This window comes from Ectobacillus funiculus (genome assembly GCF_004138295.1).
In the GTDB taxonomy this organism is placed as follows: Bacteria; Bacillota; Bacilli; order Bacillales; family Bacillaceae_G; genus Ectobacillus; species Ectobacillus funiculus.
The window spans coordinates 22,430-35,589 of sequence record NZ_SCFM01000062.1; the positions used below are offsets into that span (position 1 = coordinate 22,430).

Here is a 13,160-nt window from a genome sequence, read left to right on the forward strand (position 1 = left end):
ATGGTGATAATCACAAATGAAGGGAGAATGGGATGAAAAGCTGGACAGAAGAAATACCAATCAATGCGTCAATTGAACATGTATTTTCGTATTTAGATGGTTCGTTAGAGCAGATGCAAAAGATTATGCCTCAGGTGATAGAGAATACTCCGGTGAAAGAAACAGCAGCGGTGGTAGGAAATGTGTACCTTCAGAAATATAAGGAAGGCGAAGAAATACAGGAGTACGAGGTGGAAACGCTTGAATATGTGAATACATCCACCCATAAGACGTTAAAAGTTGGGTTTGTGCTTGCCAATATGTTTAATATTACAGCTACATATGAATTGGAAAAAATTGATGAAGACCATACATTGTTTAGATATATAGCTACAAACCAAGCCTTGAACGAGAATGCGGAACGTTTTTTACAATTTGCAACAAATGAAGTGGTAGTTTCTTTTATCAACCGGGTGAAGTCTGTTGCTGAGTCCGAATATAACAGTTGAATAATACATTTGTTAAAAAATAAAGAAATTAAAGGAGTGTTACAGATGAAACATCAAGCAACCCCATATCTTACATTCGATGGCAATGCTAGGGAAGCACTGGAGTATTATAAAGAGGTGTTCCAGGGAGAAATCCTAAGTATCCAAACCTTTGGTGAAGCGGATTTTCCAACTCCTCCAGAAGCTGATGACAGAATCATGCATGCGCAGTTCAAAAAGGACGATCTATTCATTATGATGTCCGATGCATTTTTAGGTCAGTCAATTGAAACAGGAAATCGTATTTCATTGGCGCTTGAATTGGAAAGTGAAGAAGAAATTCAAAAGATATATGACGCCTTTAGTCAGAGCGGTTCTGTTTTAATGGAGCTGCAGGATACGTTCTGGGGGGCAAAATATGCTAAAGTTAAAGACCGCTTTGATGTGATTTGGGATCTCAATTATACAAAAGCGTAAGCATATATGAAAGGAAAAGCGGCGTACAGCGTCGCTTTTTCTATACATGAGTTCTTTCTGATTGGGAAGTTTTGAGCAGTATTTTTTAGCAAAGAGAGGTTAACCATGACAATTTACATTGCCTTTTTACGCGGAATTAATGTCGGAGGAAAGAAAATAATTAAGATGGAGAAACTGAAAGATATATTTAAGTCTCTCTACTTTCAAAATGTGAAAACGTATATTCAAAGTGGAAATGTCATTTTTGATTCAACAGAGGAGAGCGCTGATATTCTTTATAAAATTGAAACCGAATTGGAGAATGTTCTTGGCTACAAAGTCACTTCCATCATTCGAACAGCTGATGAACTGGAAGAGATTATCAAGCAGAATCCTTTTAGTGCAAGCGAGGATGTTGAAAAACAGTACGTGACGTTTTTACATAGGGAACCAACTGTTGAAGCGGCAGATAGACTCATGTCGTACAAAAATGATGTTGATGATTTTTGTGTTACCCATCGTGAAGTTTTTTTGCTGTGTGGCAAAGGCTACGGGAAAACGAAATTTTCTAATCATTTTCTGGAAAGTAAATTGGATGTGTTGGCTACAACTCGTAACTGGAAAACAGTAAATAAAATTCTAAACATGATCAGAAATTGATTATTAAGCCTTCGAGGAACATTTGAAAACCTACTGAGATAGGTAGATGACATAGGGTGTATTTGGAAGCAAGTATTATGTTTTTCATAATAGCTAAACGAATACTATACATGATTGTACAATGATACAAACAATTGCGTCAGTAGCATATAAGAACGAATCACATTGCTCTCTTCGAACGGAGGGACTTCCTGTTTTTTAGGTATATGACGGTTCTGGGTGCGGTCTTTTTTGTTTCGTATAACAACTCACATACCACGTTTGATAATTGGAATGAGAAAGATCATTGAGAATGATGGCTGTTTTAGGTATGCTGGTAAAGTTGGTAACAAATACATTATAACAAGATATTTAAAAATATAGATATTTGTTGTATACTGACTAAGCAGTGAACGAAATGCCTTGTAAATCACAAAGTTGTGATTCAAGTTCTTTTGTTCGCATATATAATCCTACCATGTTTGTGATACCATTTTGTTTTGAACCGTACGATTAAAACGGGATGCCTACACTGTTGATGGATGCCATGCCTGCTTGTCAGGATCGCAGGAAATCAATCTGCGGAAACCCACCTGCGAGAGCGGGTTCCAAAGCAAAGTGGAAAACGGCATATGCGGGAATATGTTTTTAAACGACATAGCGAATGAAGTAAAATATACATACCGTGATAGGCGGGGAGGCAGCGGTGCCCTGTAGCTCGCAATCCGCTCTAGCGAGGCTGAATCCCCTTCAGCGGTATGATGGATGTAAGGCTTGCCTTATATAAGCGGTGATGACCTTCGGAGTCCTCGCAACAGAAATCCATGAACTTGGTCAGGCCGGGAACGGAGCAGCCATAAGTGGAAGCTTCTGTGTGTCGCAGGGTAGCTACGAACGAGCTGGCTGTATGAGTACCGCTTATGTCGTCATATCAATGAAGGGTTCACGGTGTTTATTTATTTTTATCTTGTATGGAGGGGTAGCGAAGTGGCTAAACGCGGCGGACTGTAAATCCGCTCCCTCAGGGTTCGGCGGTTCGAATCCGTCCCCCTCCACCATAGTATATTATGTGCTGATGAAGTGCATGAAGCATGTAGGCAATTGTGAAATTTGCATTTGCGGGTGTGGCGGAATTGGCAGACGCACCAGACTTAGGATCTGGCGCCTTTGGCGTGGGGGTTCGAGTCCCTTCACCCGCACCATTTATAATGGAAACCTGAAACGTTATGTTTATGGCGGTTGTGGCGAAGTGGTTAACGCATCAGATTGTGGCTCCGACACTCGTGGGTTCGATTCCCATCAATCGCCCTTGCTTATGATAACATTACTTGCATATAATGGCGGCATAGCCAAGTGGTAAGGCAGAGGTCTGCAAAACCTTTATCACCGGTTCGAATCCGGTTGCTGTCTTTTTTGCACTGTAGGAAAGTATAAATTTCCAGCCAGAAGCCAATTTGACGCAGTCGGAAATTTTAAGAATACAGTATAAGTACAACTACGTCTATGTCCTTGCTTAACGGCTCACCAATCGGCGAGTTTTCTTTATTTTTTGAAGGCTAAAGGGGAAATAATTCACAGGAACCGATACTTAAAATTTGAGCAGATGTTAAAACACTATAAAAAAACGTTATTATGTACATAATAAAGAAACTGGGAATTAGACAATCAAAAGACTAGGCACTCCTTGTTTAGAGATTTTTCCTTAATAATCCTGATGTTACAATGCGGAACATGCCTTTATAAATGTCCAAATCAAAAGTCTAATAACTTTATTCTAAGTAATCACAAGGAAGCTGAAAAATACAGTTCATTATAAAAGAAACATTTTTTAAATCTTTTTAGAACCTGGCATTGGAAATTTTCCATCGTAAAGTAATTTAGATACTCTTCTTCTCTCAAAATGTATTCACCTTTGTCATTCGACCTCATGAACCAATTACTGATTGGAGACTTTTCGCACAAACAAGGTTCCATAATAACTATTTTACCATCTGGTTTTAAGACCCGTTTAAACTCTTTTACATAACCATGAACCATTTCTGGAGGGATATGGTGCAGTACAGCAATGATCAAAATAAAATCAAAACTATTGTTTTCTGAAGGAAGTTCACTTCCTGTTAAAGTTTCAAATCGGTACTGGTTATACAAACGTTTCGCAAGTTCAACCCTGTATGAATCTGGATCAATACCAAAATAATGATCAGGTGTGCATAGGGTGCAATTTGCCCCGGTACCTGCTCCGAAATCCAACACTTTTTTATCCGATAAATTAAAATGTTGCTTAATATGATTTTGAATATATAACTTTGTAAGCCATTTAGGTCGAACCAATAAGTGATAAATTCTTGGTGATAATTGCAATGTAACGCACCTGCTTTATTAAATTAATGAGTTCCTTTCTCTTGGAAGAACAGTTTTAGGTTAAGAAAGAAGCAGCCTTTTTATGCTTTTGAATTTACATCAAAGTTAATTAAATTATGGTAGTAATTAACCTAGATTAAGTAAACAATGCCCCTTTTTGTCATTTTCAGTAAATTTGCATAATAGTTACCTTTTTTCTTTTCCCCATTAATTCCCGCTAATAATTTCTTCTCAGGTTTTATATAATAATACGATGTGAGGAGGGGAACAATGAAATTATTTATTTTGATTCTTTTGTTTTTAGGTACTGTGCTCCTTTTCTATAGAGCATACAAAAATACTCATAGAGTTGCTTTAAATAGAGTCAATTTATCTAATATAGATTCTAATCAGCTTCGAGGACCTCATTTAAATGTTTTACAGATCTCAGATATGCATTTAGAAAATATTTCTGTTTCTCCTGAACATCTTTACAACAAGCTAGCAGGAGAGAAAATTGATATAATTGCTTTAACGGGGGATTTTCTTGATAAAAAACGCAGTATTCCAAAGCTGATTCCTTATTTAAAAGTTTTTAACAGGTTAAATCCGTGTTATGGCATTTATGCTGTATTTGGAAACCATGATTACAGATTAAAACAAAAGGATTTTGAAGTATTAAGAACTACACTGGAACAATATGGGTGTAAAACTCTTCAAAATGAAAATGATTCAATTGTTGTCGAAGGAAAGCTTATTCATATTATTGGTATAGACGATTTACATTCAAAAAGAAGCAACCTGCAAACATCATACTCAGGTTTAAAGGAAGGATACCATTTAGTTTTAACTCATGATCCTAATATTGTTCTCAACATGAAGGGGTGGCACTTCGATTATCTGCTTTCAGGTCATTTTCATGGCGGACAAATACACTGGCCTAAGCCGTATCATCTAGTAAAGCTGGGAAGGACCATGATGAAGATGAATATGATTAAAGGGCTGCATTACTTTGAGGATAAACCTTTTTATATAAGTGAAGGATTGGGACAAACATCAATAAATATCAGAGTTGGGAGTCGACCGGAAATAACAATTCATCAACTTTCTTTAAACAAAATTTGCGAGGAAGGAATTCAGACGGCTGTTTAGCGTTAAAGTCTATAATCATTTTTTTATGACTCTGCTGGAACTTGTTAGGCTTGTTCAACAGTCAACTTGTTTTTTTAAAAACTAATCATATTCCGCAGAGTGGTAGAGCTATTAGCTGTTAACTGTCGGTCGTGGGGTCGAATTCCGTCAATAATACTGCTGTAGCGGACTTGGCAGACGTGCACGACTCAAAATCGTGTTCCTCTTGCGGTTCGACCCCAACCAGCGGTATTATGGCATCGCTTGCTAATACGAGAAAATTAACGGTTCTTACATATTGTAAGAACCGTTTTTTTATTATTTATTAATTTTTTGAAATGACAAAGGAATGCTACTGTTTATCCAGAATGAATCATATTGATACAAACAGCAACAAACAGATAAACATATTTACATTTTCCGAGGTGAATAGCAATGAGAAGCGAAAAGGAAATGTTTGATTTGATAGTAGGAATAGCTCAAATTGAACAATTTTGTCTGCTGTCTTTGTGAGTAATGGCACAATAGCTGCCTTTTGTAGTATGGTAGCTTCCCCGCTTGTAAATGATGGTTTAGTGACTGAGATACTGTTTTCTATCGAGGTTTTTATCGGATGAATTATATAAGCAGAGGGCTGTTTCAAGGTTGCGAATCCTTGGGACAGCCCTCTCACTTTTTAAAATTCATTCTTGAGTATAATCTAGCTCCGGTGCAAAAGATAAAAAACTCCTTGTGTAACAGATAAAATAATTAGCTTTACCGAAAGCTAGATTCTTGCCTACGCTCCCTTTTGCAATGCGATTGTTTGCCGCATGGTACGCTGAATCACAAAAGCAGATCCGAGCAGGAACACAAATAGTGTAATATATAATGCATCGTCTCCGCCAAGGTGGTACAAGGTTGTACCGAAGAGCGGACCGATGGCGGCACCGGTGAAGCGGACAAAGTTATAGACGCCCATTGCTGTTCCTTTTTCATTGAGGAACAAATTTACAAGCGAGGTCGACTGTGATGGCAAGCTTGTGCCGAGCAAAATGCCGTAGCCGAGCAGGAATATGATAAGCGCAGGGATCGTTAGAAGCTTCCAATGCAGGAATCCCCAAAAGAGGGCAACGACAAGTCCGATTCCATAAGAGGAGAGAACTAAAATAGAAGCGTGCGTCAAACGTGTCTGCAGGCGTCCGCCAAGCATTGTGCCAAGTACAATACCCGCGGTAAGCGGCATAAAGAAGAGACCTTTTACTGCGAGTGAAACGTGAAATAATTCATCTAATAGAGTAGGTAAGAATACGAGAAAAATGTAATAGCCGTAAAATTGCACAAAGGCAAGCAGCATGACTGCAGAAGCGGCTCTATTTGAGATAATATTAAAAAAGGTTTGTATTGTAATTTTTTTGCTCACTGCATCCGGCGGCAATGTTTCAGGTAATATAGAACGGTTGTATAAATAAGCAAATAAGGCAGCAGCTGCTAAAAGGGCAAAGGCTGTATGCCAATCTGTATAGGCGGAAATAAAGCTGCCGATGACGGGACCAAGCACTGGACCTAGGAAGACCATCGTTTGATAGATGCTCATCGCTTTACCGCGTTCATGGGGTGTATAGATATCGCCGATGACAGCTGCCGCTACGACTGAGCCAGTTGTGATGCCGAACGCCTGTATAGCTCTTCCGAAGAGGAATAAGTAGTAGTTCGATGACAGAAAGCAAATAAGTGAGCCGGTCATAAAAATAAGCAGACCGGGCAGCAGCGTGGCTTTTCGTCCGCGTGTATCTGTTAGAGGCCCGACAAAAAATTGATTAGCGGCCAGAATAAACGTATAGAGGGAAATTGTAAGATTGACCATAAATTGGTTCGCCGCATAAAAATGACCGACTTCCGGCAAGCTTGGTGTATAAATTGTTTGCGTGAATGGCCCTAAAAAGGCAGCAATGGATAAGCCAAGCAAGATCTTTTGATTCCGTGATTCCATTTTCACATCTCCATTCTTTTCCATATCTAAAAGACAATAAATCTGTTGTTCATTATAACAAAGGAATTGAGAAGATTCCTTTTAAATGCTTAACTTTATGAAATATATAATTTCTGCCTTTGTATAAAAGAGGCTTCCTTAAGATATACATTTCTATTCAAATCATACCTTGTGTGCCAGCTGCCATTCTATAAAGGTATTACACAAAAAATAGCCATACAGAACTTGTCTATACGGCATGCATTTTCTAAATTGTTCGTTCATTCTCCTCGTTTCCGGCAGCGTTAAGTGCAGAAGGCTCAAACAAGGCTAGCATGTTTTGTTTACATTGCTTTTGAACAGCCATAATATCTTTTCCTTTTATTTCCGCTATTTTTTTTATAACATCCTCGATAAAAATGGGAGAAGTAGCTTTGTTTTGAAAGGGTCCGGAAAATGGCCATGGACCATCTGTTTCTGTTAATAACTGCTTTAGCGGAACGTGGCGAATGAGATCCTGATCACGCTCCCGATAACAGGCCTCTGGTGTAACGGAAATATAATACCCGCTGTCTGTAATTTGTTTCACAACAGACGGAGCTGCTTTGAGCCAATGGAAATGCGCCTTTAGAATATGGTGCCGAGTTAATAAGTCATAGGCAATTGGCGTATGAGAATGGACGGCATGCAGGATAATCGGAAGGCTTTCCCTTTTGGAGATGCACATCATTTCATCAAGAAATGCAATATAATGTTCCAGAGAATCATGCTGCTGTTCGTGAAGTGTATAATATGGCAGCCCTACCTCTCCAATCGCTGAAATAAGATGGCGTTCCCGGCGCAGTAAATGCTCCCATTCAGTGATATCGCGGGAAGAGGGGAGCGGCTGCTCTGGATGAAACCCAATTGCTGCAAAAATAAAGTCAGGATATCGCTGCTTAAGTGAAAGGGTTTCATAGCTGGATCGTAAGTCGGTCGATACGGCCGCTACTCCTTCAATGCCAGCTTGCTGCCACTGTTCTATCTGGCGGTCGATGTCTTTGTATTGGTTTAGATGGATATGGGCATCAAACATAGGTGAGCCTCCAGTATTTTTTAATGTATACATATAATAACAAAGAGCGAAGTCTTCGTCATTTGAGGACTTTGCTCTTTGTTTACCCTGTAAGCAAGTATAAACTTCCAGCTAGAAGCGAATTCGACGTAGCAGAAAATTTCAGGACTAAAGTGTAAGTGCAACTACGTTTTTATCCTCGCCAATCGGCGAGCTGTCTTTATCGTCTATATATATGTGCACAGTACGGCGGATTTCTAAGCAGTTATTTTGAATGTTCTCCCTTGCTCCAACATACAGATACATTAATTATGGTTTTACGTGTGAACGGAGGGAGAATAATGGAGAAGGATTTTTTGAATATTTGGATGGAATTTGATGAAAAGCGCCGTAAGCGAGAGGAAGAACCAGCGATTCGGCAGGGAGAGGAGCTGGAGGAGCTCGTTCAGATGCGTGCATCTTATATTAATGACTTAATTCATGCTTTATCCAAAAATTATGAGGTTCTGCTAGCTATTACAAATGTTCTTGAGGATGCAAGGCGTTTCTGTACGGGCGAAAGTGAGATGTATCCGTTTATGGCCTACATGCAGGATTTAGTGGAACAAACCCCGAATTTTACATCGACCTTCTATCCGCTTGTCAATCAGGCAAGGTCGCTGCTTATCCAAAAGGCGGATGTGACGCTTCTGCGCTGCGTCAAGCAGACAATGGATTTAGAAAAGGCGGCAATTGAACTTGGTGATAGGGCTCTCCATTATATTGGTTTGTTTGAACAGCTTGTGCTTGAAGGAGATGATACAGTGATACTGGCATTTGTCGGGGATACATGTCGCTTGTATTTTGAGCTGAAGGATATGAACGAGACGCTGCTTCATCGCGCGAAACGGTATGAAGAATTAAATCGTATTTACATGACGAATAAGGTTATTGATTATAATCGCCATCAGTAAGGGAATATAGTCTCATTGTTTCTTGCGCTTTAGTATGTATAATGTTGCAGGAAACAGCTTGAGCATATACGAAAGAAACGGACAGGAAATGTACAGAGAACATAGAAGCCTCCTCCTCATTATTTCTTTTTAGTGAAGGGATTATGTATGAGGTGGAAAAGACTTAGAATTAATAAAAAATATAGCCGCATAGGTTTAAAAAATTGTCTGTAGGTACATAATAAACATGCAAGGTTACATTGCAATTTTATGTATTTGGTACATGCTGGGAGGCAACAAAATGGAACATGGTAAAGTAAAATGGTTTAACAGTGAAAAAGGCTTTGGATTTATCGAGCGTGAAGGCGGAGAGGATGTATTTGTTCATTTCTCTGCTATTCAAGGCGAAGGCTACAAGTCATTAGACGAAGGCCAAGAGGTTACTTTTGAAATTGAAAATGGCCAACGTGGTCCGCAAGCGACAAACGTACGTAAAGCATAATGAATGAAGCCATAAACAGATCCGTATTAACCGGGTCTGTTTTTTATTTACACTTTAAGGGCATAAATTTCTAGCCAGGAGACCATTCGACGTAGTGAGAATTTTTAGGAGTAAAGTATCAGTGCAACTACGCCTCTGTCTTCGCCAACGGCTCGCCAATTGACGAGTTTTCTTTGTAATGAATGTACATAAAAACCCTGCTCAAAAACAGAGCAGGGTTTAGCTATGCTAGAAAGCAAAATGGTTTATTTCTAGTATAGGTTAATTTTGGAGGGGGCATACCTGTTGTTTCAGCTGTCACTATACTGTTTCGTTTAAAACTGCGAGATACAAATACAGATGAAAAGGTACGAGCAGGTTGTTTTTCCTTTCCCCAGTAAGAAAGAAGCGTTTTGTATTTTCATAGATATGTAGTTGCAGGTTCCTGAAATAATTCCCAACAGTTCTCTGACAATTCTTGATTTTTCCCTGTTTTCGTGACTCATATCACATCCACCCTCCAATCTCTTTGCTATAGTAACGTTAGCAATGCCTGACTATAGGTACGACTGAGAGGAGTTACCCAGCTTTTTGCCGGATTGCTTAGGAGCAGTGTAGGGAATCTTTTGTATGTTTAGGGGGAGAAACAGTGAGCTTTTATGAAAAATACAGTGAAGTCAAACATACTTCTTTTGAAACTCTTTTTTCAACCATTAGTCATGAGGATGTACAGCATGCCATACATAAACCAACGTTAAATGAGTTTGATTTTTTAACATTATTGTCTCCTGCCGCAGAGGCTTTTGTAGAAGAGATGTCACAGAAGGCGCAGCAAGTAACAAGAAAGTATTTTGGACATGTCATGCAGTTATTTGCTCCTTTGTATATTTCTGATTACTGCGTAAACCGCTGTGAATATTGTGGCTTTAGCGTGAATCATGATTTTCCGCGTAGAAGGCTGACATTATTAGAAATAGAGGAAGAGGGCAAGGCAATTGCTAAGATGGGTATTCAAAATCTGCTTCTCGTAACGGGAGAATCACGTCAGCATGTCTCTATCCCGTATTTAAAGGAATGTGTCAGTGTCCTGAAGAAATATTTTTCCACTATTGCAATTGAGGTTCAGCCTTTAAAGACGGAAGAGTATCAAGATCTCGTAGAATTCGGGGTAGACGGATTGACGGTTCATCAGGAGACCTACAATGAAGAAATCTATAAGCAGCTTCATGTCAAAGGACCAAAACGCAATTATGCCTACCGCTTGGATACACCGGAGAGAGGATGCTGTGCGGGAATGAGAACGGTTTATATTGGTGCGCTTTTAGGACTGGATGATTGGCGGAAGGAGGCATTTTTTACGGGCCTTCATGCTCAGTACCTACAGCAAATGTATTCTAAAACTGAAATTGGGATTGCGTTTCCGCGAATGCGCCCGCATCTTGGGGAGTTCCAGCCTGCAGTGGATGTCACGGATCAGAATTTAGTGCAAATTATACTTGCGACACGCTTATTCTTGCCAAAAGCAGGGATGACGCTTTCGACAAGGGAGAGACCTGCTTTTCGGGAGAAATTGATTCATTTCGGTATTACAAAAATGTCTGCGGCTTCCTCAACAGCTGTTGGCGGTTATGCTAACAAGCAGGAGAGTCATAGTCAATTTGAAATTTCTGATGAGCGAAGTGTGGATGAAGTGGTCACGATGCTGAAGAAGTATGGGTATGTACCAATCTGTAGAGAAGCAACGGCTTTATAAAAGCAAAGAAGAATAAAATATCCCGCGCTCGTATGAAAGAGCGCGGGATATTTTGTGCAATTCTTCTGCAAAGCGGTAATACAAAAGCAAGAATGTTGCCAATACAAAAATAAAGTTCAGGAAAACAAAAATCATTTGATCCGTTTTGTTTTCTGCATCTTTACAGGAAACCCCTTCATTGTAGAAAGTGTATTTAGGAATATAGGAAATACACAAGGTGTAGCTTGAATGAAGTGATAAATCCAGATACGATATAGATAGATTGTACATATAGTAGGGGAGTTGGTGAATGGTATGGCAAAACAAAAGGGAAATTCGTCAAAATTCATCGGTACGCTGCTAGGAATTGGCGCGTTGGCACTAGGAAAGTTGAAATATGTTCTTGTTTTACTAAAAATATTTAAATTTTCTACACTGTTTAGTATGTTCCTTAGCATTGGGGCTTACGCAATTGTTTATGGGTGGAAGTTTGCGGTAGCGCTTGTTGCATTGCTTGCTATCCATGAAGGCGGGCATGGCGTGGCCGCAAGAATGAAAGGGATTCCGACAAGTCCAGCTTTATTTATTCCGTTTATGGGGGCTGTTGTTGGGCTCAAGGAGCAGCCGAAGGACGCGAAAACGGAGAGCTTTATCGGATATATGGGTCCGTTGTTTGGTTTATTTTCGGTTTTAATTGCCGGCGCGCTGTATCTACTGACGGAAAATCCATTTTGGGCACTTGTAATCACAATAGGCGGTTTGATTAATTTGTTTAATCTTATGCCTATTTCACCACTTGATGGCGGGCGCATTCTTGCAGTTGTAAGTCCGCGTGTTTGGCTCATTGGATTAGTAGGTCTCATTTTCGCAGCGGTTTCTTTTGGAGGTGTGTTAGTTTGGATTATTATTCTGTTCGGCATCTTTACAATCTGGGGTCGCTTTAAGCAGGAACGCCGTATGAAAGAGCTAAGCACAAGAATCCACATATATGATACCTGGCGAGCGAAATTGGAGATGCAGGGCGGGTATGCAGCACTTGTGCATCGATTGAATGAATTGGAACATAGCTCTTCCTTATCAAAGACAGAAACTTGGGAGCGTGAGGTGCTGTCTCATATGCAATATTACACCGAGCTGCACACAACAGAAGAAGGCTGGGCACGAACGCTGGATGAGCTGGAGGCAGGAAAAGAAATTCAGCGCTGGCGGGATGAGATGGAACCGATTGTCCGTTACTATGAAGCATCGCCTGCAACAAAGTGGAAGGTGGTAATCGCTTATGTCTTGCTTGCGGCAGCACTTGGCGGCATGGCGGAGTGGGGACGGATTTTAATGGAAGCACATCAAATGGATCTATAAACAGGAACTATACATGTTCTAGATGAAGAGCACCTCTTTGCATTAGCAGCAGAATTTTGCTGCGAAAAAGCTGGGGTGTTTTTTCGTTGCACTGTAGGAAGGTATAAATTTCCGGATGGAAGTCCATTCGACGTAGTCGGAAATTTTAGAAATACAGTATAGATAGAACTACGCCTCTGTCTTCGCCCAAAGGCAGGGCTTGCTAATCGACGAGTTTTCTTTACAAGATAAGAAAGTATAACTTTTTGGGATGTCTAGCTCCCAAGGCTCAAAATGGCAGCGTAGGGCTGAACCTCCGCTTTTCTTATGTACAGGTTTCTGTACAGGTTTCTGCAATATGCTTTATTTCTAAATATACGACAGGTGCCGCATATTGAAATAAGGGGCGGCAGGTAGTTATTCGTAGGAATGGCTTTAAGAACAAGTATTATTCTTGCTCAGGAAATTTTTTTGATAATAATTGTTGCAAAGTATAAAAGAGATATGATATATTAATTTTCGTCGCTGATAGGTAATACGCACAGCGATAACAAAAAATAAAAAAACATGTTTACAAAGTAGAACATGTTTGGTATATTAAGAAAGTCGCCTTTGAGCGACGGACAAGTTCTTTGAAAA

The 13,160-nt window shown here is 39.8% G+C and carries 12 protein-coding genes, 5 tRNA genes and 2 other RNA genes; 15 read left to right on the forward strand and 4 right to left on the reverse strand.

The window, feature by feature from the left end; genetic code table 11:
* The first annotated feature begins 32 nt into the window (after positions 1-32).
* From EP737_RS22620 to EP737_RS22660, 9 genes are all read left to right on the forward strand, one after another.
* On the forward strand, positions 33-488 hold the full coding sequence (locus EP737_RS22620) for an SRPBCC family protein (RefSeq protein WP_129731298.1): 456 nt from the start codon (positions 33-35) through the stop codon (positions 486-488).
* 45 nt (positions 489-533) lie between these two features.
* Positions 534-944, forward strand: a complete 411-nt coding sequence (locus tag EP737_RS22625) for a VOC family protein (RefSeq protein WP_129731300.1) — start codon at positions 534-536, stop codon at positions 942-944.
* A gap of 105 nt (positions 945-1,049) precedes the next feature.
* Positions 1,050-1,583 (forward strand): DUF1697 domain-containing protein, encoded by a 534-nt coding sequence (locus tag EP737_RS22630; RefSeq protein WP_129731302.1) that lies wholly within the window; start codon positions 1,050-1,052, stop codon positions 1,581-1,583.
* Between the two features lie 446 nt (positions 1,584-2,029).
* Positions 2,030-2,207: non-coding RNA, 6S RNA (gene ssrS / locus EP737_RS22635), on the forward strand.
* A gap of 38 nt (positions 2,208-2,245) precedes the next feature.
* Positions 2,246-2,511, forward strand: an RNA gene (gene ffs / locus EP737_RS22640) — signal recognition particle sRNA large type.
* 24 nt (positions 2,512-2,535) lie between these two features.
* Positions 2,536-2,620 (forward strand) — tRNA-Tyr (locus EP737_RS22645).
* Positions 2,621-2,680: 60 nt separating this feature from the next.
* Positions 2,681-2,764: transfer RNA gene (locus tag EP737_RS22650), tRNA-Leu, on the forward strand.
* Between the two features lie 33 nt (positions 2,765-2,797).
* Positions 2,798-2,870: transfer RNA gene (locus EP737_RS22655), tRNA-His, on the forward strand.
* 31 nt (positions 2,871-2,901) lie between these two features.
* A tRNA-Cys gene (locus EP737_RS22660) sits at positions 2,902-2,972 on the forward strand.
* A 372-nt stretch (positions 2,973-3,344) separates the two neighbouring features.
* Here EP737_RS22660 and EP737_RS22665 read toward each other — a convergent pair.
* Complete coding sequence (locus EP737_RS22665; RefSeq protein WP_129731304.1) at positions 3,345-3,923, reverse strand: class I SAM-dependent methyltransferase; 579 nt, start codon at positions 3,921-3,923, stop codon at positions 3,345-3,347.
* A 270-nt stretch (positions 3,924-4,193) separates the two neighbouring features.
* Between EP737_RS22665 and EP737_RS22670 the strand changes: the two genes are divergently transcribed.
* Both EP737_RS22670 and EP737_RS22675 read left to right on the forward strand, forming a co-directional pair.
* The gene (locus EP737_RS22670; protein ID WP_129731306.1) at positions 4,194-5,054 is read left to right on the forward strand and encodes a metallophosphoesterase; all 861 of its coding nucleotides are present in this window, start codon (positions 4,194-4,196) and stop codon (positions 5,052-5,054) included.
* A gap of 155 nt (positions 5,055-5,209) precedes the next feature.
* A tRNA-Leu gene (locus EP737_RS22675) sits at positions 5,210-5,285 on the forward strand.
* Positions 5,286-5,811: 526 nt separating this feature from the next.
* Here the strand turns inward: EP737_RS22675 and EP737_RS22680 are convergent.
* The 3 genes from EP737_RS22680 to EP737_RS26080 all read right to left on the reverse strand — a co-directional run bounded on the left by EP737_RS22680 (position 5,812) and on the right by EP737_RS26080 (position 8,344).
* Entirely contained in the window at positions 5,812-7,029 is a 1,218-nt protein-coding gene (locus EP737_RS22680; protein ID WP_129731308.1) for an MFS transporter, read from the reverse strand.
* A gap of 223 nt (positions 7,030-7,252) precedes the next feature.
* Positions 7,253-8,059 (reverse strand): TatD family hydrolase, encoded by an 807-nt coding sequence (locus EP737_RS22685; protein WP_129731310.1) that lies wholly within the window; start codon positions 8,057-8,059, stop codon positions 7,253-7,255.
* A 147-nt stretch (positions 8,060-8,206) separates the two neighbouring features.
* Positions 8,207-8,344, reverse strand: a complete 138-nt coding sequence (locus tag EP737_RS26080; protein WP_205651002.1) for a hypothetical protein — start codon at positions 8,342-8,344, stop codon at positions 8,207-8,209.
* 35 nt (positions 8,345-8,379) lie between these two features.
* Between EP737_RS26080 and EP737_RS22690 the strand changes: the two genes are divergently transcribed.
* The 4 genes from EP737_RS22690 to EP737_RS22710 all read left to right on the forward strand — a co-directional run bounded on the left by EP737_RS22690 (position 8,380) and on the right by EP737_RS22710 (position 12,542).
* Positions 8,380-8,991 (forward strand): hypothetical protein, encoded by a 612-nt coding sequence (locus EP737_RS22690; RefSeq protein ID WP_129731312.1) that lies wholly within the window; start codon positions 8,380-8,382, stop codon positions 8,989-8,991.
* Positions 8,992-9,271: 280 nt separating this feature from the next.
* Positions 9,272-9,472 (forward strand): cold-shock protein, encoded by a 201-nt coding sequence (locus tag EP737_RS22695; protein ID WP_129731314.1) that lies wholly within the window; start codon positions 9,272-9,274, stop codon positions 9,470-9,472.
* A gap of 628 nt (positions 9,473-10,100) precedes the next feature.
* The gene (thiH, locus tag EP737_RS22700) at positions 10,101-11,204 is read left to right on the forward strand and encodes a 2-iminoacetate synthase ThiH (protein ID WP_129731316.1); all 1,104 of its coding nucleotides are present in this window, start codon (positions 10,101-10,103) and stop codon (positions 11,202-11,204) included.
* 294 nt (positions 11,205-11,498) lie between these two features.
* A complete protein-coding gene (locus tag EP737_RS22710; RefSeq protein WP_129731320.1) occupies positions 11,499-12,542 on the forward strand; it encodes a site-2 protease family protein in 1,044 nt (347 codons plus the stop codon).
* The last annotated feature ends 618 nt before the right edge of the window (positions 12,543-13,160 follow it).